Raw genomic sequence first — 26,090 nt, 5'->3', positions numbered from 1 at the left:
CCTTTACAACCTGTCGTAATTACCCGTCTTGATAGCCAAGTCACGCATGTATAATGCCGAGCCATTCGCCGGGGCGCCCGTTACTAGATAGCGGCTGCCGTTGGTCCGACTTAAGACGGATCGTCGATTTTCAGCGGCGGCCCGTCTGGCCCTGATTGCATACTGAAGTGGATACGCATGTCGTGAGCCGTCCATTCCTCGAAGCCGTTGCGTTGACCTGCGAGCGTGACTGGCGGCTGCTGTTCGAAGCGTTGGACCTGCGCCTGATGCCCGGTGACATGCTGCAGATCGTCGGCCCCAACGGCAGTGGCAAGACCAGCCTGCTGCGGTTGCTGTGCGGCCTGATGCAGCCGACCGCCGGCGAAGTGCGCCTGCAGGGTGAGCCGCTGGCGGCGCAGCGTGGCGAGCTGGCCCGCAACCTGCTGTGGATCGGCCACGCCGCTGGCATCAAGGGCCTGCTGACCCCCGAGGAGAACCTGGCCTGGCTGTGTGCGCTGCACCAGCCGGCCGAGCGCCAGGCGATCTGGCAGGCCCTGGCTGCCGTCGGCCTGCGCGGTTTCGAGGATGTGCCCAGCCATCGGCTGTCCGCCGGCCAGCAGCGCCGTGTGGCGCTGGCGCGCCTGTACCTGGATGCGCCGCCGCTGTGGATCCTGGATGAACCCTTCACCGCCCTGGACAAGCAGGGCGTGGCCCAGCTGGAAGCGCATCTGGCCGGGCATTGCGAGCGGGGCGGCATGGTAGTGCTGACCACCCACCACACACTGGAAAACAAGCCTTCCGGCTACCGCGAACTGGACCTTGGGCAGCGTGCCGCATGAGTAGTGTCTTTGCCCTGTTGCTGGCCCGCGAGAGCCGACTGCTGTTCCGCCGTCCGGCCGAGCTGGCCAACCCGCTGGTGTTCTTCGCCATCGTCATCGCCCTTTTCCCGCTGGCGGTGGGGCCGGAAAGCCAGCTGCTGCAGACCCTGTCGCCCGGCCTGGTCTGGGTCGCCGCACTGCTGGCGGTGCTGCTGTCGCTGGACGGCCTGTTCCGCAGCGATTTCGAGGACGGCTCGCTGGAGCAGTGGGTCGTTTCGCCGCAGCCGCTGGCGCTGCTGGTGCTGGCCAAGGTGCTGGCGCACTGGTTATTTACCGGCCTGGCGCTGGTGCTGCTGTCGCCGCTGCTGGCGCTGATGCTCGGCCTGCCGCCGCGCTGCCTGCCGGTGCTGCTGCTCTCGCTGCTGCTCGGCACGCCGGTGCTGAGCCTGCTGGGCGCGGTCGGCGCGGCGCTGACCGTGGGTCTCAAGCGCGGCGGCCTGCTGCTGGCGCTGCTGATTCTGCCGCTGTACATCCCGGTGCTGATTCTCGGCAGCGGGGCGCTGCAGGCGGACCTGCAAGGATTGCCCACGGCCGGCCACCTGCTGTGGCTGGCCACGCTGACCGCCCTGGCGGTGACGCTGACCCCCTTCGCCATCGCGGCGGGGCTGAAGATCAGCGTCGGCGAATAAGACATCAACGCGTCGGGTCCGCCCGGCGCCGGACGGTAAACGCACGGGGGCGGCGATCCGGCCCCGCGACACGAAGAGAGCTGCAATGAACTGGACATGGTTTCACAAGCTGGGTTCGCCCAAGTGGTTCTACGAAATCAGTGGTCGCTGGCTGCCCTGGCTGGGCGGCGCGGCGATTGTCCTGTTGCTGCTCGGCAGCGTCTGGGGACTGGCCTTCGCGCCGCAGGACTACCAGCAGGGCAACAGCTTCCGGATCATCTACCTGCATGTGCCCACGGCGATCCTCGCCCAGTCGATCTACGTGATGCTGGCAGTGGCCGGCGTGGTCGGCCTGGTGTGGAAGATGAAGCTGGCCGACGTGGCCCTGCAGCAGGCCGCGCCCATCGGCGCCTGGATGACCTTCCTGGCGCTGCTCACCGGCGCGGTGTGGGGCAAGCCCACCTGGGGTGCCTGGTGGGTGTGGGACGCGCGGCTGACCGCCATGCTGATCCTGCTGTTCCTCTACTTCGGCATCATTGCCCTGGGCAACGCCATCAGTAACCGTGACAGCGCCGCCAAGGCCTGCGCGGTGCTGGCCATCGTCGGCGTGGTCAACATTCCGATCATCAAGTACTCGGTGGAGTGGTGGAACACCCTGCACCAGCCCGCCACGTTCAAGCTCACCGAAAAGCCGGCCATGCCGGTGGAAATGTGGGCGCCGCTGCTTGTGATGGTCATCGGCTTCTACTGCTTCCTGGCCGCCGTGCTGCTGATGCGCATGCGCCTGGAAATTCTCAAGCGCGAGGCGCGCGCCAGCTGGGTGAAGACCGAGCTGCGCGCCCAGGTGGAGGGTCGTCCGTGAGCTTTGCCTCCTTCTCCGAATTCCTCGCCATGGGCAACCATGGCGTGTATGTCTGGACCAGTTACGGCATCGGCCTGCTGGTCGTGCTGATCAATGTCGCTCTGCCGCTGCTCGGACGCCGGCGTTACCTGCAAGATGAGGCGCGCCGTCTGCGCCGGGAGGAAATGAAGTGAATCCGGTCCGCAAGAAACGTCTGTACATCATCCTCGCCCTGCTCGTCGGGGTGGGCGCGACCGTTGGCCTGGCCCTCTCGGCGCTGCAGCAGAACATCAACCTGTTCTATACCCCGACGCAGATCGCCAATGGCGAGGTGCCGGACGGCGTGCGCATTCGCGCCGGCGGCATGGTCAAGGAAGGCTCGCTCCAGCGCACCGGGGATTCCCTTGATGTGGAGTTCGTGGTGCATGACGGCGCCTCCGAAGTGCGCATGCGCTACCGGGGCATCCTGCCGGACCTGTTCCGCGAAGGGCAGGGCATCGTCGCGCTGGGTCGCCTGAATGAAGAGAACGTGCTGGTGGCCGACGAAGTGCTGGCCAAGCACGATGAGAACTACATGCCGCCGGAAGTCGCCCAGGCGATGGACAAGGCGATCCAGGCGAAGGCGGAGAGCGCGCAATGATTCCCGAGATCGGCCATCTGGCCCTCATCCTGGCCCTGTGCCTGGCGCTGGTGCAGTCGACCCTGCCGCTGATCGGCGCCTGGCGCGGCGACCGTCTGTGGATGGGCATCGCCCGTCCGGCGGCCTGGGGCCAGTTCGCCTTCCTGCTGCTGTCGTTCGCCTGCCTGACCTACGCGTTCATGGTCGACGACTTCTCCGTAGCCTATGTGGCGCACAACTCCAACAGCGCACTGCCCTGGTACTACAAGTTCAGCGCCGTGTGGGGCGCCCACGAGGGCTCGCTGCTACTGTGGGCGATGATCCTCGGTGGCTGGACCTTCGCCGTGGCGGTGCTGTCGCGGCAGTTGCCGGAGGAGATGCTCGCCCGCGTGCTGGCGGTGATGGGCATCATCAGCATCGGCTTCCTGCTGTTCCTGATCGTCACTTCCAACCCGTTCGAGCGCCTGCTGCCGCAGGTGCCCACCGACGGCCGTGACCTCAACCCGCTGCTGCAGGACTTCGGCCTGATCGTGCACCCGCCGATGCTGTACATGGGCTATGTAGGTTTCTCGGTGGCCTTCGCCTTTGCGGTCGCCGCGCTGCTCGGCGGCCGTCTTGACGCTGCCTGGGCGCGCTGGTCCCGGCCCTGGACGCTGGTGGCCTGGGCCAGCCTGGGCATCGGCATCGTGCTCGGTTCCTGGTGGGCCTACTACGAACTGGGCTGGGGCGGCTGGTGGTTCTGGGACCCGGTGGAAAACGCGTCCTTCATGCCCTGGCTGGTGGGCACCGCGCTGATCCACTCGCTGGCGGTCACCGAAAAGCGCGGCGTGTTCAAGAGCTGGACCGTGCTGCTGGCCATCGCCGCCTTCTCGCTGAGCCTGCTGGGTACCTTCCTGGTGCGTTCCGGCGTGCTGACCTCGGTGCACGCCTTCGCCGCCGACCCCGAGCGCGGAACCTTCATCCTGGCCTTCCTGCTCATCGTGGTTGGCGCTTCGCTGACCCTGTTCGCCCTGCGCGCGCCGGTGGTGAAGAGCAAGGTAGGCTTCGCCCTCTGGTCGCGGGAAACCCTGCTGCTGGCCAACAACCTGATCCTGGTGGTGGCCTGCGCAATGATCCTGCTCGGCACCCTGTATCCGCTGCTGCTGGACGCCATCTCCGGCGCCAAGCTGTCGGTCGGTCCGCCGTACTTCAATGCCCTGTTCCTGCCGTTGATGGCCATCCTGATGGGCGCGGTGGGTGTCGGTGTGCTGGTGCGCTGGAAGGACACCCCTGGCAAGTGGCTGGCCGGCATGCTGATGCCGGTGCTGATCGCCAGCGCGGTGCTCGGCGGCCTGGCCTCCGTGCTGCTGGGCGACTTCCACTGGGCGGTGCTGGCGGTGTGCATCCTGTCTGCCTGGGTGGTGCTCACCGGCGTGCGCGACCTGCTCGACAAGACCCGCCACACCGGCCTGCTCAAGGGCATCCCGCGCATGACCCGCAGCTACTGGGGCATGCAGCTCGGTCACCTGGGCATCGCCGTATGCGCCATCGGCATCGTGCTGTCCACCCAGCACAACGCCGAGCGCGACTTGCGCATGGCGCCGGGCGACATGCAGGAGCTGGGCGGCTATCAGTTCGTGTTCGAAGGCGCGCAGCACCATGAGGGTCCGAACTACACCTCCGACCGCGCCACCGTGCGTGTGCTGGAGGAAGGTCGCGAGATTGCCGTGCTGCATCCGGAGAAGCGCCTGTACACCGTGCAGATGATGCCGATGACCGAGGCCGGCATCGATCCGGGCCTGTTCCGCGATCTGTACGTGGCGCTGGGCGAGCCGCTGGAAGATGGCGCCTGGGCCGTGCGCCTGCACGTCAAGCCCTATGTGCGCTGGATCTGGCTGGGTGGCCTGCTGATGGCCTTTGGCGGCCTGCTGTCGACTCTCGACCGTCGCTACCGCATCAAGGTCAAGACCCGCGTCCGCGAGGCGCTGGGCATCTCTGGAGCACAACCGGCATGAAACGCGCATTGCTGCTGATTCCCCTGGCGATCTTCCTGGTGGTTGCCGGTTTCCTCTACAAGGGGCTGTTCCTCGACCCGCGCGACATTGGTACCACCATGATCGGCAAGCCGCTGCCCGCGTTCAGCCTGCCGTCCGTGGAAGACCCGGCGCGCACCCTGACCACCGCGGACTTCAATCCGGGCGAGCCGGCGCTGGTCAACGTGTGGGCCACCTGGTGCCCGACCTGCCGCGCCGAGCACGCGATGCTCAACCGCCTGGCCGGGCAGGGCGTGGCCATCTACGGCATCAACTACAAGGAAACCGGCGACGCGCGCCGCTGGCTCAGCGAGCTGGGCAATCCCTACCGGCTGAATGTCGCCGACCCGCAGGGTAGCCTGGGCTTCAACCTGGGCGTGTACGGAGCGCCGGAAACCTTCCTGATCGACAAGAACGGCATCATCCGCCACAAGTACGTGGGCGCCATCGACGAGCGTGTTTGGCGTCAACAACTGGCACCGCTCTACCAGGAGTTGCTCGAGCAATGAAACGCCTGCTAGCTGCCGTTTTCTGTAGCCTGGCCCTGGGCGGTTTCGCCCAGGCCGCCATCGACACCTACGAGTTCTCCAGCGAGACCGAGCGCCAGCGCTTCCGCCAACTGACCAGCGAACTGCGCTGCCCCAAGTGCCAGAACCAGAACATCGCCGACTCCGACGCGCCCATTGCCATGGATCTGCGCCGCGAGATCTTCCGCATGCTGGAAGATGGCCAGGCCGATGAGCAGATCGTCGAGCACCTGGTCGACCGTTACGGCGACTTCGTGCGCTACAACCCGCCGGTCGAGCTGCGCACCCTGCTGCTCTGGTACGGCCCGTGGGTGCTGCTGGGCGGTGGTCTGCTGGCCCTGGTGGTCATCGTGGTCCGCCGTCGCCGGGTCGAGAACGCCCCGCAGAATGCCCTGCTGTCCGCCGAGGAGCAGGAGCGCCTTTCCCAATTGCTGGATAAGAAAGACCCATGATCGATCTCTGGCTTGTCGCCGGCCTGCTGTTGCTGGCCGCCCTGGCGTTCATCCTGGTTCCGGTGCTGCGCGGTCAGCGCGCCCAGGCCGAGGAAGACCGCACCGCCCTTAACGTGGCGCTCTACGAAGAGCGCGTGCGTGAACTGGAAACCCAGCACGCCGCTGGCACTCTGACGGATGAACAGCTGGCCGCCGGCAAGGCCGAGGCTGGTCGCGAGTTGTTGGTGGATACCGAGGGCGATGCGCAGCGCCACGGCAACCTGGGCCGCGCCGTGCCGATCGCCGCCGCCGTGCTGGTGCCGGTGCTGGGCCTGGCGCTGTACCTGCACTGGGGCGCCAGCGACAAGCTGGAACTGGCCCGCCAGTTCGACCACCAGCCCGCCTCCATGGAGGAAATGGTCGCGCGTCTGGAGCAGGCCGTTAAGGCGCAACCCGATGGCGTGGAAGGCTGGTATTTCCTGGCTCGTGGCTACATGGCCATGGAGCGCCCGGCCGAGGCCGCCAACGCCTTCGAGCGCACCGTGGCGCTGGCCGGTCGCGATCCCTCGCTGCTCGGCCAGTGGGCGCAGGCGCTGTACTTTGCCAACGGCCAGCAGTGGAGCGAACAGATCCAGGGGCTGACCGACGAGGCGCTGCAGAGCGATCCGGGCGAAGTCACCAGCCGCGGCCTGCTGGGCATCGTTGCCTTCGAGGCCGGCCGTTACCGGGATGCCATCGAGCATTGGGAATTCCTGATGAATGGCCTGGATCCCCAGGATCCGAACCGCATGGCCATTGCCCAGGGCATTCAGCGCGCCCGCGAGATGCTCGGTGAAGCAGCCCCGGCCGCTTCGGCCGACGTGGCGCCCGTGGAGATGCGCGTGCGTGTGGAGCTGGCGCCGAATGTCGCAGGCCAGGTGCAGCCCGAGGACAGCGTGTTCATCTTCGCCCGCCCGGCCGCTGGTGAGGCGATGCCCCTGGCGGTCAAGCGCCTCAAGGTCGCCGACCTGCCGGCGGAAGTGATCCTCAGCGACGCCGACGCCATGATGGAGCAGCTACGCTTGTCCAACTTCCCGCAGGTGGAGTTGGTAGCGCGCGTGTCGCGCAGCGGCAACGCCACCGCCGGCGAGTGGATCGGGCGCAGCGGTGCTGTCAGCAGCACGGAAGACCGGCTGCAGAGCTTGCGCATCGATCAGCCCGAGAAGCGCTGACGGCCGAACTGACCACCGGCCCTGGAGAGGATATGCAGCGTGCCGCAGGCCGGCTGCTGCTGCTCGGCAGCCTGCTGCTGAGCGGTTGCGCCAGCGATATCTACCAGCTGCCGGGTTCCCGGCAGACACCGCAGCCCTGGCCGGAACCCCGGCCAGCGCCCACGCCCGAGCCATCGCGCCCGGTGATCACCCCGGTGCCGCCGCGCCCGGAGGTTCCCTCGCAGCCGCAAAGCACTGGCACCCACCCACGCTACGCGCCGCCTCCGCATGTGGAAGCGCGCTGGGATGCGCGTCTGGGCGTCTATGTGGTGAGTGGGCGCGAGCTCTACTACCGCGAGCGGCTCTACTACCGCTGGGAAGACGGCTGGCTCTGTTCCGCGCAACCGGACGGTCCCTGGGAGTCGGTGGCCGAGGTCAGTGTGCCGATGGGGCTGCGTGGCCTGCATTGAGGCGTTGTGCCGGCAGAGTAGGGCGGGGGTGAGCGGCGGCTGTGGGAGCGGCGTCAGCCGCGATCAGGGCTGGGGTGGCTGTGAGCTCACCTGTGCGCTCCCACGCGTCGGAAAAGCAGATGGAACGGTGATGAATCGGCCTTACAGGGCCTTGTTGCGGGCGCGTTGAATGACTTGCTGCAGGCGTTCGCCCTGGCATTGCTCCGGATACAGGCGCTCGCTGTGGCGGGCGACACCGTGCTGGTCGACCAGGGTGAAGCTGAAGGTGCCCTTGCGGCCGGGGGCCACGATATAGCAGTGCAGTGGGGCGAAGGCTTCGCGCAATGCGCTGATGGCGTTCTGGGTATGCGAGTGGTTGCTCATGGTTCTTCCTTTTATTGTCTTGGTGGCGCCCGGTTCGCTTGGGGCGGGGGCCTGAAGAGGTCCGCCTGTATGGGAGCGACATCGGGGGCGATGGTTCCGTGCCTGATTTCAAGCAATTAATGGGCCGGAACAGCTGTCAGGGTGGCCCGTGCGGTGCCGTCGAGAGATCAGCTTAGCCGGGTTGCCAGGGTTTGCCGGGGTTCTGGCTGTGTCAGCGACCAGTGATCGCCTGCCAGAATGCTCGGAGAGTTTGACGACTTGATGACTGTTTTCCGGCGTCTCGTCAGGGCGGCGCGGAACAGTTTTCGGAATGACAAAACCCCGCCGTGAGGCGGGGTTTTGCGGGGATTTGGTCGGAGCGACTGGATTCGAACCAGCGACCTTCTCGTCCCGAACGAGACGCGCTACCAAGCTGCGCTACGCTCCGTTTGGATGGCGCGCATTCTACCGAAAAACTTTTGATGCACAAGGGGTTAGGCGAAAATTTTTTTGCAGGGCGGGATGCAGGCGTTTTGCCGCTGGGCACGGCATTCCGTCAAACGGACTCATTGCAGCAGCTCCGGACTGTTGAGATTGGCCAGCCGGTCATCGTCCTCGGTGCAGTCGAGCGCCACGGCGCCCATAGCGGTGAAGATATGCCGGGGGCTGCGCTGGCCTTCCTGCCAGGCGCGCTCCAGGTCGGGTAGCACGCGGGTCGGCAGTAGGCAGAACAGCGGTTGCCACTGCGCACCCTGGCGCAGCAGCAACGGACGGCCTGGCAGGGCGGCCTGCCGCATGCTCGTCAGTAGGGCACTGTCCACCCTGGGTGCATCGCAGGGCAGCACCAGCAGCCAGGGATGCCGTGCCACGGCGAGGCCGGCGCGAATGCCGGCCAGCGGGCCGGGGAAGTCCGGCTCGGCATCCGACACCAGTTGATCGGCAAAGGGCTGGTAGCACTCGGCGTTGCGGTTGCACGAGACGATCAGGTCATCGGTGAGCGGGCGCACGACATCATGCAGCCAGGCGATCATCGGTCGGCCGCGCCACGGCACCAGCCCCTTGTCGCGCCCACCCATGCGCTGACCGCGCCCACCGGCCAGCAGCAGCACGGAGCAGGGCGCAAGAGAGGGAAGCGTTGGCACGATGGGGCTCCTGGGACGGGTGGCGAAAGGCCTGTGATATAACACCGGCATTGTGAACCCTCAACAGGATCCTCCATGTCCCACAAGGCTGCCGTTCCCTTCACTCCGCTGAACATCGCCGTCCTGACCGTCAGCGACACCCGCACCCTGCAGACCGACACCTCCGGGCAATTGCTGGTCGAGCGCCTGACCGAAGCCGGCCACCGGCTGGCCGACCGCGTGCTGCTCAAGGACGACCTCTACCACATACGCGCGCTGGTGGCCGCCTGGATCGCCGATGCATCGGTGCAGGTGGTGCTGATCACCGGCGGCACCGGCTTCACCGCGCGCGACAGCACGCCGGAAGCCGTCACCTGCCTGCTGGACAAGCAGGTCGACGGCTTCGGCGAGCTGTTCCGGCAGATCTCCTACACGGACATCGGCACCTCCACGATGCAGTCGCGCGCCCTGGCCGGGCTGGCCAATGGCACCCTGGTGTGCTGCCTGCCGGGCTCCACCAACGCCTGTCGCACCGCCTGGGACGGCATCCTCGCCCAGCAGCTGGACGCCAGCCACCGGCCCTGCAACTTCGTGCCGCACCTGCGCATGGCCGCCGCCTGCGAGAGCCGCGAATGAGCCTGCTCAGCGTCGAGGAGGCTCTGCGGCGCCTGCTGGTCTGGGCCGCGCAGACGCCGCTCGACGAGCGCGAATCCGTGCCGCTGGAGCAGGCCGACGGCCGGGTCCTCGCGGCGCCGCTGATCGCCGGGCTGGACCTGCCGCCCTGGGACAACAGCGCCATGGATGGCTACGCCCTGCGCCTGGCCGACGGGCAGGGCGAGCCGCTGCCGGTCAGCCAGCGCATCCTCGCCGGCAGCGCGCCGCAGCCGCTGAAACCGGGCACCTGCGCGCGCATCTTCACCGGCGCGCCGCTGCCGCCCGGCGCCGACTGCGTGGAGATGCAGGAAAACACCGAGGTGCTGGCGGACGGTCGCGTGCGCTTCCTCGAAGCCTTGCGCCCGGGACGCAATGTCCGCCCGCGCGGCCAGGAAGTCCGTACTGGCGAGACACTGCTGGCGGCCGGTTCACAGCTCGGCCCGATCGAACTGGCACTGGCCGCCAGCATCGGTATCGGCACCGTGACGGTGCGTCGTCGGCCCCGGGTGGCGCTGCTGTCCACCGGTGACGAGCTGGTCGAGCCCGGGCAGCCGCTGGGGCCGGGGCAGATCTACAACAGCAACCGTCGCCTGCTGGCCGCCTGGCTAATGCGGCTGGGCTGTGAGATGCGCGACGCCGGCATCCTGGCGGACGACCTGCAGGCCACGCGCGCGGCACTGGCCGGAGTGGGCGAGGTGGACCTGATTCTCTCCACCGGCGGCGTGTCGGTCGGCGAAGCCGATTACCTCGGCCAAGTGCTGCGTGAAGCCGGCGACCTGGCGCTGTGGAAGCTCGCCATCAAGCCCGGCAAGCCGCTGACCTGCGGACATTACCGGGGCGTGCCGGTGCTCGGCCTGCCGGGCAACCCGGCCTCCACGCTGGTGACCTTCGGCCTGCTGGCGCGCCCCTATCTGCTGCGCCGCCTGGGTGTCGAGGCCGTCGAACCGCTGGGCGTCGAGGTGCCGGCCGGCTTCGCCTGGGAGCGCGCCGGCAACCGCCGCGAGTACTTGCGCGCTCGTCTGGAACAGGGGCGCGCCGTGCCGCACCCGAACCAGAGCTCCGGCGTGTTGCGCAGCGCCGCCTGGGCCGATGGGCTGGTGGAAGTGCGCGAGGAACGCACCTTCGCCGAGGGAGCGCCGGTGCGCTTCATTCCGTTCAGCGAGCTGCTGGGCTAGCGCGGGATGCCGCGCGGCCCCGTTTTTTAGGAGCGGCTTCAGCCGCGATGTTTTCCGCGCAGGTTCAGCATGGCTGGACGGCCCTGGTCGGGCACCTCCTCCCCAAAAAAAAGCTCGCGACTGAAGTCGCTCCTACAGTCGCTCTTGCAGGTCCATGCCTGCCTCGAACCATCCTCCCTGCGGTGCTTTCCAATGCTGCGGCAGCACGGAACCAGGAGGCATTCATGCAGCGGCGGGCGTGGCTGATTCTGCACGGCAAGCAGGCGCAGAACGAGGCGGTGCGCGAGGCGGTCCAGGCGTGTCGTGAGCGGGGCTGGGAGCTCGCGGTGCGCCTGACCTGGGAAGCCGGCGACGCGCGGCGCCTGGTGGAGGAGGGGCTGCGGGCCGGTTACCCCTGCCTGATTGCCGGCGGCGGCGACGGCACTCTCAACGAGGTGGCCTCGGCGCTGATCGAGCTGCAGGGGGATGCCAGTCTGGCCCTGCTGCCGCTGGGGTCGGCCAACGACTTCGCCCGGGCCGCGCAGGTTCCCCTGGAGCCGGACGCCGCACTGGCGCTGCTGGAGCTGCAACCCACGCCGGTCGACGTGGGCATGGCCAATGAGCGCTTGTTCGTCAACATGGCCACCGGCGGCTTCGGCTCGCTGGTCACCGCCAATACCTCGGAGGAGCTGAAGAAGGTGCTCGGCGGTGGCGCTTACCTGCTCACCGGACTCACCCGCTTCGCCGAGGTGCGCAGCGCCTTCGGCCGTTTCCATGGTCCCGGCTTCGACTGGCAAGGTGATTTCCTGGCCATGGGCGTGGGCAATGGGCGCCAGGCCGGAGGCGGTCACGCCCTCTGCCCGCGCGCGACCATCACCGACGGGATGCTCGATCTCTGCCTGATTCCCGCGCCGCAGGATGTCGGCGAAACCCTGCGGGTAATGCTGAGCGGCGGCATGCTCGGGCTGGATACGGTCGCCGTGACCGCCCGCTTGCCCTGGCTGGAGGTCGAGGCGCCGGACGGGCTGGACCTGAACCTCGATGGGGAGCCTGTGCACAGCCCCCGGGTGCGTTTCGAAGTGCGCCCGCAGCTCCTGCGTCTGCATCTGCCAGTGGATTCGCCGCTGCTGACCGGGGCTGCGGCGGAGTGACGCGGCCGAGCGCTGCCTTTGGTCTGCATTCCTGCGTGATGCCGGTTTGATATTAAACTCGCTGGCGTCGCGGCCGATAACTTTTGAAACGTTGCGCCGCAACTCACTTCGACGTCAGGTAAGCACATGGCGAGTATTCTCGACTCGGTCGATCAGCGCACCCAGCTGGTGGGTGAAAATCGCCTGGAAATTCTGCTGTTCCGCCTCGCCGGGCGGCAGCTCTTCGCGATCAACGTCTTCAAGGTGCAGGAGGTCCTGCACCTGCCGCGCCTCAACCGCATGCCGCACCGCCATCCGTGCGTGTGCGGGGTGATCAACCTGCGCGGCCAGACCCTGCCGGTGATCGACCTGTCCAAGGCCATTGGCATGCGCCCGCTGCAGCCGGAGGCCAACACCATCATCGTCGCCGAGTACAACCGCTCGGTGCAGGCCTTCCTGGTGAGCAGCGTCGAGCGCATCTACAACCTCAACTGGGAAGAGGTGCAGCCGCCACCCGGTGGCAGCGGCCGTTCCCACTACCTGACCTCCATCACCCGCGTGGATGACCAGCTGGTGGAAGTCATCGACGTGGAGAAGGTGCTGGCCGAGATCGTGCCCTACAACGCCCGCGTTTCCAGCGAGCGTCTGGCCGATCCGATTCTCGCCCGCGCCGCCGGTCGCGAGGTGCTGCTGGTGGACGACTCCAGTGTGGCGCTCGCCCAGCTGACGGAGACCCTCAGCCAGCTGAACTTGAAGATCCACACCGCCAGCAACGGCCAGATGGGCCTGCGCAAGCTGCGCCAGTGGGCCGACGAGGGCCACGACCTCAACGAGAAGCTGCTGATGGTGTTCACCGACGCGGAGATGCCGGAGATGGACGGTTACCGGCTGACCGCCGAGATCCGCAACGACCCGCGCATGAAGGACCTGTACGTGGTACTGCACACCTCCCTGTCGGGCTCGTTCAACGAGGCGATGGTCAGGAAGGTCGGCTGCGACAACTTCCTCTCCAAGTTCCAGCCGGAACGCCTGATCGACGTGATCCGCGATCGCCTGCAGCGCGACGCCTGATCCTCGTGCGTGACGGAAGGCCGCCGATTATGCTGGCGCCTTCCGCTCACCACCGATCGAGGCCGTCATGCAGCTCGCCGCGCTATATCGCTACCCCCTGAAATCCGCCATCGGCGAGTCCCTCGACCGCGCCTGGGTCGACGGCCTGGGCATTCGCGGCGACCGCCGATGGATGCTGGTGGAAGCCGACAGCGGCCGATTCCTCACTCAGCGGGTGCTGCCGCAGATGACCCAGTTGCTGGCGCGCTGGAAGGCTGAGCAGGGGGTGCGCCTGCGCGCGCCGGGCATGCCGGACCTCGACGTGCCGGTGCCAGCGGAAGAGGCGCCGCTGCGCCGTGTGAGCATCTGGAAGGACGAACCGTCGGCCGCCGATGCCGGTGACGCCGCCGCCGAGTGGCTCAGCCAGTGGCTGGGGCGTGCCTGCCGTCTCGTTTATCTGCCGCCCGAGCGGGCCCGCCAGGTGGATCTTAAGTATGCCGAGCCCGGCCAGCATGTGGCCCTCGCCGATGGCTTTCCGCTGCTGCTGATCGGTCAGGCTTCGCTCGACGACCTGTCGGCCCGCGTGGGCCGGCCGCTGGAAATGCGCCGCTTCCGTCCGAACCTGGTGATTGCCGGTAGCGACCCCTATGCCGAGGACGGCTGGCGGCGCATCCGCATCGGCGAGCTGATCCTGCGCCCGGTCAAACCCTGCACCCGCTGCATCATCACCACCCTCGACCCGGATAGCGGCGAGCGCAGCGCCGACCAGGAACCGCTGGCCACCCTGGCGCGCTATCGCAAGAGCGACAAGGGCGTGATGTTCGGCCAGAACCTGCTGGTCGACGGCCAGGGCTGGCTGGAAGTGGGCATGCCGGTCGAGCTGCTGGAGTGATCCGGCAAATGCCGTAGGGTGGATCGCGCTCCACCGATCCACCAAACGCGCCGCAGGCGCGCCGTGCCGGCGCGTTGGTGGACAAGAAAGACGTTGTCCACCCTACAGGTCAATCCGCCAGCCGCGCGCCTTCGTAGGGAGGATCGCGCTTCACCGATCCACCAGAGCCGCAGCTCAATACAGCCATTCCCGCAGCCCATCCAGGTTGGCCACCACGATCTGCTGGGCCTCTGCCTTGGTGTGCACCTTGGTCGGGTCGATGTGGTAGCGCTGCAGCACGTACTGCACCAGCGCGCCCCGCGTGTCGATCACCAGCCGGCCGTCGCGCATGCCGAAGTCGTGCTCGATGATCGCCCGCTGCTCGGGCTTCAGGCGCGAGTCCGGCTCGATGATCACCTGCACCTCGGCATTCCAGCCGGCGTCGCCGTCGCGGCCATGCTCGGAGGGCAGGTCGAGCAGCTCCGGCGTGCCGCGCAGGCGACTGAGCACGAAGTCCCGGTAGTCGCGGTTGCGCTCGCAATAGGCGCGCACATGCCAGCGCATGCCGGTGTAGACCAGGGTGTGCGGCGCGATCAGGCGCGTTTCGCCATCCGGCGTGGCGAACGACACATAGCCGCACTCCAGGCGCAGCCCCTCGCGGCAGGCACGCAGCAGCGGGCGCAGCACCTCGGGGGTCACCGAGCGATCCGGCACGCGCAGCACCTCGGTGTGCGCATAGGCCAGCGCCAGTCCCTCGATGTGCGGCGCGCGTTCGTGGTTCTGGTTGAGCAGGTGCAGGTAGGCGCTGGCGCTGTCGTCGATGAACAGCGGCGCGAAGTCGCGGGTCGGCACATAGCCCTTCAGGTGCCGGTCATATGTCAGGTTATGCGGCGCATGCTCGGCGATGTAGGTGTTGATGTCCCTGGAGGCTTGCTGACGGCTGATGCCGAAGCTCTGGATCAGGTGGTTGGTGGTCAGCCGGCCTTCCCACCAGGCCACCGTCTCGATTAGCCGGTAACGCAGCGCCAGGTCCCAGCGCACGGATTCGATCGACTGTTGGCGTTTCATGCTCACTCCATCTGCCTGAAAACTTTACCTGTACAGGTAAACACTCTGGATATGTCGGGTAACGCTACATATCGTTTCGCCACTATTCAAGCGGAACCGGCTGTAATAAGGAGAGTGCAGATGACCCATCAGGTTGCCGATACCGTGCTGTTCGAGGGCACACGCTATCTCAACTGGGATACCCCCCTGGATGGCTATTTCATCGAACGCGGGCTGATGACCCGCATCGTCGAGGAGGGTGCGCGCCATCCGGCTTGCCGGCGCGGCTACGTGGCGCGCTGGGTGGTGGTCGACGGCCTGCTGCGCCTGGCCGAGCTGGAGCGCCACCAGCAGCCGGGTAGCCTGTTCCGCCGCGTATTCGGCAAGGCCGCCGGCCGCCCGCTTGCGGCGCTCTGGTACAGCGGCACGCTGCGCCTGTTCGAGGCCGACAGGCCCCAGCCGGGGCGCTGGCTGGAACTGGACGTCAGCGCGGGGCGGGTGTGCGCGGTGCGGTGGATGCTGCGGGAGGGGTGGGAGAAGGCATAATCCACTGCACCTCGATCATCCGAACAGGCACGCGCTCGCCATGTCCGCCCTCGACCACCCGCTGATCGACCGCTTCCTCCAGGCCCTGTGGCTGGAGAAGGGCCTGTCGGCCAACACCCGTTCCTCCTACCGCAGCGACCTGACGCACTTTCATGGCTGGCTGCATGAGCGCGGTATCGGGCTGACCGGAGTCTCCCGCGAGGCGCTGGGCGATCATCTGGCCTGGCGGCTCGACCAGGGCTACAACGCGCGTTCCACCGCGCGGCTGCTGTCCGGCTTGCGCGGTTTCTACCGCTTTCTGTTGCGGGAAGGGGTGATCGGCGAAGACCCGACCCTGCTGGTCGAGCAGCCGCGCCTGGGTCGCTCGCTGCCGCAAAGCTTGAGCGAGGCGGATGTCGAGGCGCTGCTGGCTGCGCCCGATCTGGACGAGCCTCTGGGACTGCGCGACCGCGCCATGCTGGAGGTGCTGTACGCCTGCGGGCTGCGGGTCACCGAGCTGGTGTCGCTGACCCTGGAACAGCTCAATCTGCGCCAGGGCGTGGTGCGGGTGTTCGGCAAGGGCAGCAAGGAGCGCCTGGTGCCGCTGGGCGAGGAAGCCGTGCACTGGCTGGAGCGCTACCTGCGCGAGGGGCGCGCGGCGCTGCTGGCCGGGCGGCCTAGCGATGTGCTGTTCCCCAGTCGCCTGGGCGAGCAGATGACCCGGCAGACCTTCTGGCACCGCATCAAGCGGTACGCGCGGGTGGCGGGGATCGCCAAGCACCTGTCGCCGCACACATTGCGGCATGCCTTCGCCACCCATCTGCTCAACCACGGCGCCGACCTGCGCTCGGTGCAGATGCTGCTCGGCCACAGCGATCTGTCGACGACACAAATCTACACACACGTGGCCCGCACGCGCCTGCAGGAGCTGCACGCCCGGCATCATCCGCGCGGATGAGCTGTGATAGGCTCTGGCGCCTCGCAACCCATTCCGGAGTATCCATGCGCTGTTCCTCGCTCTTCGCCGCCCTGGCCCTGACTGTCGCTGCACCCCTGGCGCAGGCCGCCGACGCCGAGCAGGCGATTCGCAAGACCCTGAACACCCTGCAGCCGGACCTCAAGGTCGAATCCGTCAGCGCGAGCCCGCTCAAGGGCCTGCATCAGGTGCAGCTGGAGGGCGGCCGGGTGCTCTACATGAGCGAGGACGGCCAGTACCTGATGCAGGGCTACCTGTACCAGATGCGCGACGGGCAGATGGTCAACCTCACCGAGCAGGCCGAGAACGTGGCCGTGGCCCGCCAGCTCAACGCGCTGCCGCGCAACGAAATGGTCATCTTCGCGCCGAAGAACCCCAAGACCCACATCACCGTGTTCACCGACACCGATTGTGGCTACTGCCAGCTGCTGCACAAGGAAGTCGCCGAGCTGAACCGCCAGGGCGTGGAGGTGCGCTATCTGGCCTACCCGCGCGCCGGCGTGGGTTCTCCGACCTACGAGACGCTGGTCAGCGTCTGGTGCGCCAAGAACCCTCAGGAGGCCATGAACCAGGCCAAGGCCCGCAAGAAGGTGCCGGCGGCCACCTGCGAGAACCCGGTGGCGAAACAGTTCGAACTGGGCCAGCGCATCGGCGTGCAGGGCACCCCGGCGATCTTCCTGGCCAACGGCCAACTGATCCCCGGCTACCAGCCGGCCGACAAGCTGGGCCCGACGGCGCTGCAGGCCCGCTGAGGCGTTGCTTCTGCGCGGAACCCCGTAGGAGCGACTTCAGTCGCGAGCGCTTGATGCGGCCTGCACGAACGCATCGCGGCTGAAGCCGTTCCTACAAAGCCTCCCCGGAACCGCCAGCGCCTCAGGTCCTCCAACACCGGTAGGTAAAGGAGGGCATGCGATGCACCTGCAAGGCTCCTGTCATTGCGGCGCGGTGCGTTTCAGCGTCGAAGCGCACCAGCCCTATCCGTTCATGCGCTGCTATTGCTCGATCTGCCGCAAGACGGCGGGTGGCGGTGGCTACGCCATCAACCTGGGCGCCGATTACGCCAGCCTCACCGTCGAGGGCGAGGAGCACCTTTCCATCTACCGTGCCCGGCTGGAGAGCGGCGAGGCGAGCACCGGTCAGCGGCATTTCTGCCGGCACTGCGGCAGCGCGCTGTGGCTGTACGACCCCACCTGGCCCGAACTGGTGCACCCGCACGCATCGGCCATCGACACACCGTTGCCGCTGCCGCCCGAGCATGTGCACATGATGCTCGGCTCTCGGGCGCCCTGGGTGGAGGTCGCGTGCAAGCCGAATGATCGCTGCTTCGACGACTATCCGGATGAATCCCTGGCCGACTGGCACCGGCGCCACGGCCTGACCGACTGACGCTTCCAACCGCAGGGCCAATTGACTTGACCCCCCTGGCCTTCGTAATGTGCGGCTCTTTTCCGCGCCTTGCGGGCGCGCCACGCCGCACACATGGGGAGTCAAGCGTGAAATCGGTGAAAGTAGGCATCTGTGGGTTGGGCACCGTCGGTGGCGGTACCTTCAATGTACTCAAACGCAACGCAGAGGAGATCGCCCGGCGCGCCGGGTGCACCATTGAGGTTGCGCAGATTGCCGCCCGTGACACCAACCCGAAGTGCGACACCACCGGTACCCCCATTACCGCTGACGTCTTCGAACTGGTGACCAACCCCGAGATCGACGTGGTCGTCGAGCTGATCGGCGGCTACACCATCGCCAAGGAACTGGTGCTCAAGGCCATCGAACACGGCAAGCACGTGGTCACCGCCAACAAGGCGCTGATCGCCGTGCACGGCAACGAGATCTTCGCCCGCGCCCGCGAGAAGGGCGTGATCGTCGCCTACGAAGCCGCGGTGGCCGGTGGTATCCCGGTGATCAAGGCGATCCGCGAGGGCCTGTCCGCCAACCGCATCAACTGGCTGGCCGGCATCATCAACGGCACCGGCAACTTCATTCTCACCGAGATGCGCGAGAAGGGCCGCGCCTTCGAGGACGTGCTCAAGGAAGCCCAGGCCCTGGGCTACGCCGAAGCCGACCCGACCTTCGACGTGGAAGGCATCGACGCCGCCCACAAGCTGACCATCCTGGCGTCCATCGCCTTCGGCATCCCGCTGCAGTTCGACAAGGCCTACACCGAGGGCATCACCAAGCTCACCACCGCCGACGTGAACTACGCCGAGGCGCTGGGCTATCGCATCAAGCACCTGGGCGTGGCCCGTCGCACCGAAGCCGGCGTCGAGCTGCGCGTGCACCCGACGCTGATCCCGGCCGACCGCCTGATCGCCAACGTCAACGGCGTGATGAACGCAGTGATGGTCAACGGCGACGCCGTGGGCAGCACCCTGTACTACGGCGCCGGCGCAGGCATGGAGCCGACCGCCTCGGCCGTGGTGGCCGACCTGGTCGACGTGGCCCGCGCGCTGTCCTGCGCGCCGCAAGGCCGCGTGCCGGCCCTGGGCTTCCAGGCCGATGCGCTGTCCGAGCTGCCGATCCTGCCGATCGGCGAGTGCGAGAGCGCCTACTACCTGCGCATCCACGCCCAGGACCGTCCGGGCGTGCTGGCCAAGGTCGCCACCATCCTCTCCGAGCGCGGCATCAACATCGAGTCGATCATGCAGAAGGAAGCCGAGGAGCAGGACGGCCTGGTGCCGATGATTCTCGTCACCCACCGCGTGGTGGAGCGCAACATCGACGACGCCATCGCCGCCCTGGAAGCCCTGGACGACATCAGCGGCAACGTCGTGCGTATCCGCGTAGAACAGCTCAACTAATGCTCAGGGCCCGGGGCGCAGGCGCCGGGCCCGCACCGAAGGTTTGATGACATGCGCTATATCAGTACCCGTGGCCAGGCGCCGGCCCTGAATTTCGAAGACGTGCTGCTCGCCGGCCTGGCCAGCGATGGCGGCCTGTACGTGCCGGAAAACCTGCCGCGTTTCACCGTCGAGGAGATCGCCTCCTGGGCCGGCCTGCCGTACCACGAGCTGGCCTTCCGGGTGATGCGCCCGTTCGTGGCCGGCAGCATCCCGGACGCCGACTTCAAGAAGATCCTCGAAGAAACCTACGCCGTGTTCGCCCACAGCGCCGTGGCGCCGCTGCGTCAGCTGGACGGCAACGAGTGGGTGCTGGAGCTGTTCCACGGCCCGACGCTGGCCTTCAAGGACTTCGCCCTGCAGCTGCTGGGTCGCCTGCTCGACTACGTGCTGGCCAAGCGCAACGAGCGTGTGGTGATCATCGGCGCCACCTCCGGCGACACCGGCTCTGCGGCCATCGAAGGCTGCAAGGCCTGCGAAAACGTCGACATCTTCATCCTGCACCCGCACAACCGCGTGTCCGAAGTGCAGCGTCGCCAGATGACCACCATCCAGGGCGACAACATCCACAACATCGCCATCGACGGCAACTTCGACGACTGCCAGGAGATGGTCAAGGCCAGCTTCGCCGACCAGGGTTTCCTCAAGGGCACCCGTCTGGTGGCGGTCAACTCGATCAACTGGGCGCGGATCATGGCCCAGATCGTCTACTACTTCCACGCCGCCATCCAGCTGGGCGCGCCGGCCCGTTCGGTGGCCTTCTCGGTGCCCACCGGCAACTTCGGCGACATCTTCGCCGGCTACCTGGCGCGCAACATGGGCTTGCCGATCAACCAACTGATCGTGGCCACCAACCGCAACGACATCCTGCACCGCTTCATGAGCGGCAACCAGTACGTCAAGGAAACCCTGCATCCCACTCTGTCGCCGTCGATGGACATCATGGTGTCCTCGAACTTCGAGCGCCTGCTGTTCGACCTGCACGGTCGCAACGGCGCCGCCATCGCCGCGCTGATGGACACCTTCAAGCAGGGTGGCGGTTTCAGTGTCGAGGCCGATCGCTGGAGCGAAGCCCGCAAGCTGTTCGACTCGCTGGCCGTGAATGACGAAGAGACCTGCGAGACCATCGCCCAGGTGTACCAGCAGTGCGGCGAACTGCTCGATCCGCACACCGCCATCGGCGTGCGCGCCGCCCGCGAGTGCCGCCGCAGCCTGGCCACCCCGATGGTTACGCTGGGCACCGCGCACCCGGTGAAGTTCCCGGACGCCGTGGTCAAGGCCGGCGTCGGCCAGGCCCCGGCCCTGCCTGCGCACCTGACCGACCTGTTCGAGCGCGAGGAGCGCCTGAACGTGCTGCCCAACGACCTCAAGGCCGTGCAGCAGTTCGTCAGCCAGCACGGCAACCGCGGCAAACCGCTTTAAAGGCGAACTGCGCAGGGGCGCAACGGCACCATGATGAAAAGCCCGCACCTTTCGGCTGCGGGCTTTTTCGTTGGTTAGTCAGACGTAGGGCGGACATCGCCGTTTTGTCCGCCGCAATGTGCACGCCGGGCGGTGGACAACGAAAAACGATGTCCACCCTACGTGGTCGCCATGACCGTAGGGCGGTCGGCGTTTTTCCGGCCGCCGATTCGGTGCCGCGGCGGCGGCCTACCTGAGCATCTCCTCCAGCAGCCGCTTCTCGGTGCGCAACTCGTCCTGCCGCGCTTCGATGCGTGCGGTCAGCGGGAAATTGCCGATCACTCGGCGCTTGGCGTAGTCCAGTTGGGTCAGGGCCTGTCCGTAGTCGCCCACCAGGGCAAAGAATTCGGCGCGCGCCTGGTGCACGCCGATGATGTTGCCTGCGAGGCCGCGCACTTCCGCGACCTGATACCAGATGTCCGGGTCCTTGGGCCGCTCGCGCAGCAGGCGGTCGAGAATGGCCTCGGCTTCCGCTGGGCGTGACTGGGCGAGCAGCAGTTCGACCTGCATCTGCAGCAGCGGGTAGTTGCCGGGGTGCGCCTTGAGCAGCCGTTCCAGTCGCTGGGTGGCCTGGCTGTAGCGCCGCGCATCCATGTCCAGCTCGATGCGCGCCAGGTTGTAGACGATGTCGTCCGGGCTCTTGTCCAGCAGTGGTTGCAGGATGCTGCCGGCTTCCTCCAATTGCCCAGCGCGCCGCAGGCTGATGGCCAGGCCGTAGCGGGCGGCGTCATGCTGCGGGCTTTCCTCCAGCTGCGCGCGAAAGCGCTTGGTGGCCAGCCCCGGGGTGCTCTCGAACTGCAGTTGGGTACGGGCGCGCATCAACTGGTAGGCCAGGCTGTCGGTCTTGCCGCCGGCCGGCGTCTGCTCGGCGCGGTTGCGGCTGTCGGCCACCCGCGATTCGGACAGCGGGTGGGTGAGCAGGAACTCCGGCGGCTTGGCGTCGTAGCGGTACTGGCGGGCCAGACGCTCGAACATGCTCGGCATGCCGCGCGGGTCGTAGCCGGCGTTGCGCAGGTTGCTCAGGCCGATGCGGTCGGCTTCCTGCTCGTTCTGCCGCGAAAAGCTGCGCTGGCTCTGGATGGCGGCGGCCTGCCCGGAGGCGATGGCGGCGATGGCTGCATCCCCGGCGCCGGCCGCCGCAGCGACCACGCCGGCGAGCATGGCGGCCATCAGCGGCAGCTGCATGCGCTGCTGCGCTTCCAGACCGCGCGCGTAATGGCGCTGCGACAGGTGGGCCAGTTCGTGTGCGAGCACCGAAGCGAACTCGGCTTCGGTCTGGGCGTGCAGGAACAGGCCGCCATTGACGCCGACGATGCCGCCCGGCACGGCGAAGGCGTTGAGCTGCGGGCTGTCGAGGATCACGAACTCCAGGCGCCGGTCCTGCAATTGGCTGGTCTCGGCCAGGCGGTAGACGTGCCGTTCGACGAAGTCCTTGAGCAGCGGGTCGGACAGCTGCGAGACCTGGCCGCGCAGCATGCTCAACCAGGCGCGTCCGAGCTGGTACTCCTGTTCTGGGGCGACTATGGCCGAGCTGGCATCGCCCAGCGACGGCAGGTCGTTGGCGTGCGCCGCCGGACTCAGGGCCAGGCAGACGGCAAGCAGCAGAGTGGGGCGCGGGGCAGTCATGCGGGTACTCGCTCGAATCGCGGGGGCTAACTGTAGCCTTGTCCCGGCGTCGCTGGCCAGCCACGCCGGGGCTTGGGTATTCTCGCCCGCTCACTGCGCAGAGGTGTGAAATGACTGACCAAGTGCAGGCCCCGGCCTGCGATGCGGAACTGGACGCCAGCGGCCTGAACTGCCCGCTGCCGTTGCTCAAGGCCAAGCTGGAGCTCAACCGCCTGCCCAGCGGCGCGGTGCTCAAGGTCACCGCCACCGATGCCGGTTCGCAGCGCGATTTTCGTGCCTTCGCGCGCCTGGCCGGGCATGAGCTGGTGCGCGAGGAAGAGGAGGCGGGGGTTTTCCGTTACTGGTTGCGCAAGGGGTAAGCGCTCAGCCCCAGTGGGTCGGCGGCCGGAAAAGCGCCGACCGCCCTACGGCTGCACCGGCCTGTTCGTAGGGTGGTCAACGCAACGCGTTGGCCACCGAGACGCCGCATCGGCGTACACCGCATTGGCGGCCCGGAGCAGCGCCAGCCGCCCCACAGGAGTCAGCGCCCTTCGTGCAGCGCCCGGGCGGCGTCCAGTACCGCCTCTACATGGCCCGGCACCTTCACGCCGCGCCATTCCTGGCGCAGCACGCCGTCCTGGTCGATCAGGAAGGTGCTGCGGTCGACGCCCAGGTATTCCTTGCCATAGAGCTTCTTCAGCTTGATCACCTCGAACAGCTGGCACAGCTGCTCATCCTTGTCGGAGATCAGGTCGAAGGGGAAGCCCTGCTTGGCCTTGAAGTTCTCGTGGGATTTCAGGCCGTCGCGGGACACGCCGAACACCAGGGTGTTGGCGGCCAGGAACTCGGCGTGGCGATCGCGAAAGCCCTGTCCTTCGGTGGTGCAGCCGGGGGTGCTGTCCTTCGGGTAGAAATACAGCACCAGCTGGCGACCCTTGAGGGCGCTCAGCTGGACGGTCTGGTCGCCGGTGGCCTGGGCCTGGAAGTCGGGGACGGGCTGGTCGAGGCTGACGGTCATGGCGGATTCCTTACGGGTTGTTCGGGCGCCACGGCTCGATCAGGGCATCGAGGTTCAGGGCATCGGCGAAATCCAGGAACTGGTCGCGCAGCCAGCTGATCTGGGTGCCCGGCGGCAGGGTGACGTTGAGGGTGGCGTTGAGCATGGTGCCGCCGGTGTGCGGCGCCTGGTAAGTGTCGCAGCTCAGGCTTTCCAGCTCGATGCGGTGATCGGTGAAGAACTGGCAGAGCTCGCCGAGGATGTCCGGCCGATAGGCCGCACTCACGTAGGCGACGTACGGCAGCGCCTGCGGGCGGACTTCCAGCGGCACACTGCGCACCACATTGAGGGTGAAGTCGTGACGCTTGGCGATCGACGGCAGGGTCCCTTCCAGGCGGGCCAGGGCGTCCCAGCTGCCGCCGACCTGCAGGGTGAGCACGCTGCATTCGCCGTGGCGGCTGAGCTGCGTGGAGGTCACTGCGCAGCGGCTTTCCTGGCAGGCCCGGTACAACACGCTGGTCAGCGTCATGGGGTTGGTGCCGAGGGCGCTGACAACCAGAAATTGTTCACGAACGGGCGGGGTGGACATGCAGGCTTCCTAACGCAGATGAAGACAACGCCGAAGGCGTCGAAACGAGGGCGAAAGGGTAGCGAAAAGCGCCGCCCAAAGGAATGGCGGGCCCCCGGAACTTCGCTTGTGCGAGGCCGGGGCCGACAGTACCATTGGCCCCTCTCTTTTCTGGCAGGAGTGGTGGTAGATGATTTCGGGCAGCATGGTGGCGCTGGTCACTCCCATGGATGCGCAGGGCGCACTGGATTGGGACAGCCTGAGCAAACTGGTGGACTTCCACCTGCAGGAAGGCACCAACGCCATCGTCGCGGTGGGTACCACCGGCGAGTCCGCCACCCTGACCGTGGACGAACACATCGAAGTAGTGCGTCGCGTCGTCGACCAGGTCAACGGTCGCATCCCGGTCATCGCCGGCACCGGGGCCAACAGCACCCGCGAAGCCATCGAACTCACCGAGCTGGCCAAGGGCGTGGGCGCCGATGCCTGCCTGCTGGTCACCCCGTATTACAACAAGCCGACCCAGGAAGGCCTGTACCGCCACTTCCGCGCCATCGCCGAAGCCGTGGCCATCCCGCAGATTCTCTACAACGTGCCGGGTCGCACCGTGTGCGACATGCTGCCGGAAACCGTCGAGCGCCTGTCCCGCGTGCCGAACATCATCGGCATCAAGGAAGCCACCGGCGACCTGCAGCGCGCCCGCGAAGTGCTCGAGCGTGTCGGCCAGGATTTCCTGGTGTATTCCGGTGACGACCCCACCGCCGTGGAAATGATGCTGCTCGGCGGCAAGGGCAACATCTCGGTGACCGCCAACGTCGCACCGCGCGCCATGAGTGACCTGTGCGCCGCCGCCATGCGTGGCGAGGCCGCCATCGCCCGCGCCATCAACGACCGCCTGATGCCGCTGCACAAGGCCTTGTTCCTGGAGTCCAACCCGATTCCGGTGAAGTGGGCGCTGCACGAGATGGGCCTGATCCCGGAAGGCATCCGCCTGCCGCTCACCTGGCTCAGCGAGCGCTGCCACGAACCGCTGCGCCAGGCCCTGCGTCAGACCGGCATGCTGGCCTAACAGACCAAGGAAGCGAAACGCATGAAGCGACTGGCCGGACTCACCGCACTCGCCCTGATCATCACCGGCACTGGCGGTTGCAGCTGGCTGGGCTTCCGCGATCGCGGCAGCGATTACCTGCAGGCGCAACAGACCGCGCCGATGCGTTTGCCTGAGGGCGTCCAGGCCAAGCACCTGGATCCTCTGCTGCCGATTCCGACCCAGATTCCGTCGCTGGCCGCGCGCGACGACGAGTTCGAGACGCCGCGCCCGCAAGCCCTGGCCGCTGGTCCGGACAGCGGCGAGTTCAGCCTGCAGAAGAGCGGTGATGCGCGCTGGCTGCTGGCGCTGCGCCCGCCGGCGGAAGTCTGGCCGCTGGCCCGTCAGTATTTCGAGCGCAACGGCCTGGCGATTGCCGAAGAGCGGCCACAGACCGGCGAGTTCATCACCGCCTGGCAGCGTTACGATCGCCTGTCGCCGGAGCTGAGCCGCCGCCTGGGGGGCCGCGTGACGGTCGCCGCTCCCGATGCCCAGGTGCGGGTGCGGGTGCGCATCGAGCCGGGCGTGCAGCGCAACACCAGCGAGATCTTCCTGGCTGCCGTGGAACGCCCGGCGGACAGTACGGCCAACCTGAGCTTCCCCAGCCGCTCGGCCAACCAGGCGCTGGACAGCGCGCTGCTCGACGAGCTACTGGCCGGCCTGGAGCGTGGCGCGGGGCAGGGCGGTTCGGTGTCCCTGGCCGCGCGCAGCGCCGATAGCCGCGTGCGGGTCACCGCCGGCGAGGATGGCAGCGGCAATCCGGTACTGAACGTCGAGGCCGATTTCGACCGCAGCTGGTCGAGCATCGGCCGCGCCCTGGAGCGCGCCGACCTGCGCATCGACGACCTCAACCGCAGCCTGGGCCTGTATTACCTGAACCTGTCCGGCGATGCGCGCAAGCCCGGCGAGAAGCCCGGCTTCTTTGGTCGCCTGTTCGGCAGTGACGAAGCCGCCGGCGAGCGTTACCAGGTGCGCCTGACCCGACTGGGCAATGGCGTGCAGGTCTCGCTGGAGCAGGATGCCGATACCCTGGCACCCAAGGACATCGCCCAGCGCGTGCTGGGGCAGATCCAAAGCAATCTGAACTGAAACCCGCGTTTCAGCTCGAAC

The 26,090-nt window shown here is 67.3% G+C and carries 30 protein-coding genes and 1 tRNA gene; 24 read left to right on the top strand and 7 right to left on the bottom strand.

All coding sequences use genetic code 11. The features are described 5' to 3' along the window. Window positions 1-182 precede the first annotated feature (182 nt). The 10 genes from ccmA (at window position 183) to SF06_RS06905 (ending at window position 7,555) form a co-directional block, all read left to right on the top strand. A complete protein-coding gene (ccmA, locus tag SF06_RS06950) occupies window positions 183-818 on the top strand; it encodes a cytochrome c biogenesis heme-transporting ATPase CcmA (RefSeq protein WP_027591261.1) in 636 nt (211 codons plus the stop codon). Next, window positions 815-1,486 carry a heme exporter protein CcmB gene (ccmB, locus tag SF06_RS06945; RefSeq protein ID WP_027591260.1) on the top strand — a complete coding sequence of 224 codons (672 nt, stop codon included), beginning with the start codon at window positions 815-817 and terminating at the stop codon, window positions 1,484-1,486. The genes ccmA and ccmB overlap by 4 nt, the downstream gene beginning before the upstream one ends. Window positions 1,487-1,571: 85 nt before the next feature. Then, window positions 1,572-2,327: a heme ABC transporter permease gene (locus tag SF06_RS06940; RefSeq protein WP_027591259.1), complete on the top strand. Its 756-nt coding sequence runs from the start codon at window positions 1,572-1,574 to the stop codon at window positions 2,325-2,327. Continuing rightward, entirely contained in the window at window positions 2,324-2,500 is a 177-nt protein-coding gene (gene ccmD / locus SF06_RS06935) for a heme exporter protein CcmD (RefSeq protein ID WP_027591258.1), read from the top strand. The genes SF06_RS06940 and ccmD overlap by 4 nt, the downstream gene beginning before the upstream one ends. Beyond that, window positions 2,497-2,946: a cytochrome c maturation protein CcmE gene (gene ccmE, locus SF06_RS06930; RefSeq protein ID WP_027591257.1), complete on the top strand. Its 450-nt coding sequence runs from the start codon at window positions 2,497-2,499 to the stop codon at window positions 2,944-2,946. Before ccmD ends, ccmE begins: the two co-directional genes overlap by 4 nt. Continuing rightward, a complete protein-coding gene (locus tag SF06_RS06925) occupies window positions 2,943-4,919 on the top strand; it encodes a heme lyase CcmF/NrfE family subunit (RefSeq protein ID WP_027591256.1) in 1,977 nt (658 codons plus the stop codon). Before ccmE ends, SF06_RS06925 begins: the two co-directional genes overlap by 4 nt. Next, on the top strand, window positions 4,916-5,446 hold the full coding sequence (locus SF06_RS06920; RefSeq protein WP_027591255.1) for a DsbE family thiol:disulfide interchange protein: 531 nt from the start codon (window positions 4,916-4,918) through the stop codon (window positions 5,444-5,446). Before SF06_RS06925 ends, SF06_RS06920 begins: the two co-directional genes overlap by 4 nt. Continuing rightward, window positions 5,443-5,916, top strand: a complete 474-nt coding sequence (locus tag SF06_RS06915) for a cytochrome c-type biogenesis protein (protein WP_039560447.1) — start codon at window positions 5,443-5,445, stop codon at window positions 5,914-5,916. The genes SF06_RS06920 and SF06_RS06915 overlap by 4 nt, the downstream gene beginning before the upstream one ends. Beyond that, entirely contained in the window at window positions 5,913-7,106 is a 1,194-nt protein-coding gene (gene ccmI / locus SF06_RS06910) for a c-type cytochrome biogenesis protein CcmI (RefSeq protein WP_039560446.1), read from the top strand. The genes SF06_RS06915 and ccmI overlap by 4 nt, the downstream gene beginning before the upstream one ends. Before the next feature lie 32 nt (window positions 7,107-7,138). After that, window positions 7,139-7,555: a hypothetical protein gene (locus SF06_RS06905; protein WP_027591252.1), complete on the top strand. Its 417-nt coding sequence runs from the start codon at window positions 7,139-7,141 to the stop codon at window positions 7,553-7,555. Window positions 7,556-7,696: 141 nt separating this feature from the next. On the opposite strand, the gene SF06_RS06900 is transcribed toward SF06_RS06905, so the two are convergent. The 3 genes from SF06_RS06900 to mobA form a co-directional block, all read right to left on the bottom strand. Further along, window positions 7,697-7,918 (bottom strand): hypothetical protein, encoded by a 222-nt coding sequence (locus SF06_RS06900; RefSeq protein ID WP_027591251.1) that lies wholly within the window; start codon window positions 7,916-7,918, stop codon window positions 7,697-7,699. Between the two features lie 350 nt (window positions 7,919-8,268). Beyond that, window positions 8,269-8,345: transfer RNA gene (locus tag SF06_RS06895), tRNA-Pro, on the bottom strand. A gap of 118 nt (window positions 8,346-8,463) precedes the next feature. Next, window positions 8,464-9,039, bottom strand: a complete 576-nt coding sequence (gene mobA / locus SF06_RS06890; RefSeq protein WP_027591250.1) for a molybdenum cofactor guanylyltransferase MobA — start codon at window positions 9,037-9,039, stop codon at window positions 8,464-8,466. Window positions 9,040-9,114: 75 nt separating this feature from the next. Between mobA and moaB the strand changes: the two genes are divergently transcribed. The 5 genes from moaB (at window position 9,115) to SF06_RS06865 (ending at window position 13,898) form a co-directional block, all read left to right on the top strand. Beyond that, on the top strand, window positions 9,115-9,654 hold the full coding sequence (gene moaB / locus SF06_RS06885; RefSeq protein WP_039560444.1) for a molybdenum cofactor biosynthesis protein B: 540 nt from the start codon (window positions 9,115-9,117) through the stop codon (window positions 9,652-9,654). Continuing rightward, complete coding sequence (locus tag SF06_RS06880) at window positions 9,651-10,847, top strand: molybdopterin molybdotransferase MoeA (RefSeq protein WP_039560443.1); 1,197 nt, start codon at window positions 9,651-9,653, stop codon at window positions 10,845-10,847. The genes moaB and SF06_RS06880 overlap by 4 nt, the downstream gene beginning before the upstream one ends. Window positions 10,848-11,071: 224 nt before the next feature. After that, window positions 11,072-11,977 carry a lipid kinase YegS gene (gene yegS / locus SF06_RS06875; RefSeq protein WP_027591247.1) on the top strand — a complete coding sequence of 302 codons (906 nt, stop codon included), beginning with the start codon at window positions 11,072-11,074 and terminating at the stop codon, window positions 11,975-11,977. A gap of 126 nt (window positions 11,978-12,103) precedes the next feature. After that, on the top strand, window positions 12,104-13,027 hold the full coding sequence (locus SF06_RS06870) for a chemotaxis protein CheV (protein ID WP_027591246.1): 924 nt from the start codon (window positions 12,104-12,106) through the stop codon (window positions 13,025-13,027). A gap of 67 nt (window positions 13,028-13,094) precedes the next feature. After that, the gene (locus SF06_RS06865; RefSeq protein ID WP_027591245.1) at window positions 13,095-13,898 is read left to right on the top strand and encodes an MOSC domain-containing protein; all 804 of its coding nucleotides are present in this window, start codon (window positions 13,095-13,097) and stop codon (window positions 13,896-13,898) included. 174 nt (window positions 13,899-14,072) lie between these two features. Here the strand turns inward: SF06_RS06865 and SF06_RS06860 are convergent, their stop codons facing one another. Then, window positions 14,073-14,945 (bottom strand): helix-turn-helix transcriptional regulator, encoded by an 873-nt coding sequence (locus tag SF06_RS06860; protein WP_027591244.1) that lies wholly within the window; start codon window positions 14,943-14,945, stop codon window positions 14,073-14,075. Window positions 14,946-15,065: 120 nt separating this feature from the next. On the opposite strand from SF06_RS06860, the gene SF06_RS06855 reads away from it, so the two are divergent. The 6 genes from SF06_RS06855 (at window position 15,066) to thrC (ending at window position 20,684) form a co-directional block, all read left to right on the top strand. Then, window positions 15,066-15,470 carry a hypothetical protein gene (locus tag SF06_RS06855; RefSeq protein ID WP_027591243.1) on the top strand — a complete coding sequence of 135 codons (405 nt, stop codon included), beginning with the start codon at window positions 15,066-15,068 and terminating at the stop codon, window positions 15,468-15,470. A gap of 40 nt (window positions 15,471-15,510) precedes the next feature. After that, window positions 15,511-16,407 carry a site-specific tyrosine recombinase XerD gene (gene xerD, locus SF06_RS06850; protein ID WP_039560442.1) on the top strand — a complete coding sequence of 299 codons (897 nt, stop codon included), beginning with the start codon at window positions 15,511-15,513 and terminating at the stop codon, window positions 16,405-16,407. Window positions 16,408-16,451: 44 nt separating this feature from the next. After that, window positions 16,452-17,177, top strand: a complete 726-nt coding sequence (locus tag SF06_RS06845) for a DsbC family protein (RefSeq protein ID WP_027591241.1) — start codon at window positions 16,452-16,454, stop codon at window positions 17,175-17,177. Between the two features lie 160 nt (window positions 17,178-17,337). After that, a complete protein-coding gene (locus SF06_RS06840) occupies window positions 17,338-17,811 on the top strand; it encodes a GFA family protein (protein WP_039560441.1) in 474 nt (157 codons plus the stop codon). 107 nt (window positions 17,812-17,918) lie between these two features. Beyond that, window positions 17,919-19,223 (top strand): homoserine dehydrogenase, encoded by a 1,305-nt coding sequence (locus SF06_RS06835; RefSeq protein ID WP_039560440.1) that lies wholly within the window; start codon window positions 17,919-17,921, stop codon window positions 19,221-19,223. Window positions 19,224-19,274: 51 nt separating this feature from the next. Further along, the gene (gene thrC, locus SF06_RS06830; protein ID WP_039560438.1) at window positions 19,275-20,684 is read left to right on the top strand and encodes a threonine synthase; all 1,410 of its coding nucleotides are present in this window, start codon (window positions 19,275-19,277) and stop codon (window positions 20,682-20,684) included. A gap of 228 nt (window positions 20,685-20,912) precedes the next feature. On the opposite strand, the gene SF06_RS06825 is transcribed toward thrC, so the two are convergent. Continuing rightward, window positions 20,913-22,349 (bottom strand): M48 family metalloprotease, encoded by a 1,437-nt coding sequence (locus SF06_RS06825; protein WP_039560437.1) that lies wholly within the window; start codon window positions 22,347-22,349, stop codon window positions 20,913-20,915. Window positions 22,350-22,459: 110 nt separating this feature from the next. Here SF06_RS06825 and SF06_RS06820 point away from each other — a divergent pair, with 110 nt between their 5' ends. Then, on the top strand, window positions 22,460-22,708 hold the full coding sequence (locus SF06_RS06820; RefSeq protein WP_039560436.1) for a sulfurtransferase TusA family protein: 249 nt from the start codon (window positions 22,460-22,462) through the stop codon (window positions 22,706-22,708). A gap of 161 nt (window positions 22,709-22,869) precedes the next feature. On the opposite strand, the gene SF06_RS06815 is transcribed toward SF06_RS06820, so the two are convergent. Next, window positions 22,870-23,346 carry a peroxiredoxin gene (locus SF06_RS06815; protein ID WP_039560434.1) on the bottom strand — a complete coding sequence of 159 codons (477 nt, stop codon included), beginning with the start codon at window positions 23,344-23,346 and terminating at the stop codon, window positions 22,870-22,872. A 10-nt stretch (window positions 23,347-23,356) separates the two neighbouring features. Next, window positions 23,357-23,914, bottom strand: coding sequence for a glycine cleavage system transcriptional repressor (locus SF06_RS06810; RefSeq protein ID WP_039560433.1), 558 nt, complete (start codon window positions 23,912-23,914; stop codon window positions 23,357-23,359). A gap of 169 nt (window positions 23,915-24,083) precedes the next feature. Between SF06_RS06810 and dapA the strand changes: the two genes are divergently transcribed. Further along, entirely contained in the window at window positions 24,084-24,962 is an 879-nt protein-coding gene (gene dapA / locus SF06_RS06805) for a 4-hydroxy-tetrahydrodipicolinate synthase (protein WP_039560431.1), read from the top strand. A gap of 21 nt (window positions 24,963-24,983) precedes the next feature. Further along, on the top strand, window positions 24,984-26,069 hold the full coding sequence (gene bamC / locus SF06_RS06800) for an NlpB/DapX family lipoprotein (RefSeq protein ID WP_039560430.1): 1,086 nt from the start codon (window positions 24,984-24,986) through the stop codon (window positions 26,067-26,069). Window positions 26,070-26,090: the final 21 nt, after the last annotated feature.

The organism is Pseudomonas flexibilis, from assembly GCF_000802425.1.
Taxonomy (GTDB): Bacteria; Pseudomonadota; Gammaproteobacteria; order Pseudomonadales; family Pseudomonadaceae; genus Serpens; species Serpens flexibilis.
Note: the sequence above shows the minus strand (reverse complement) of the source record. Positions and strands in the feature narration are given on the sequence as shown.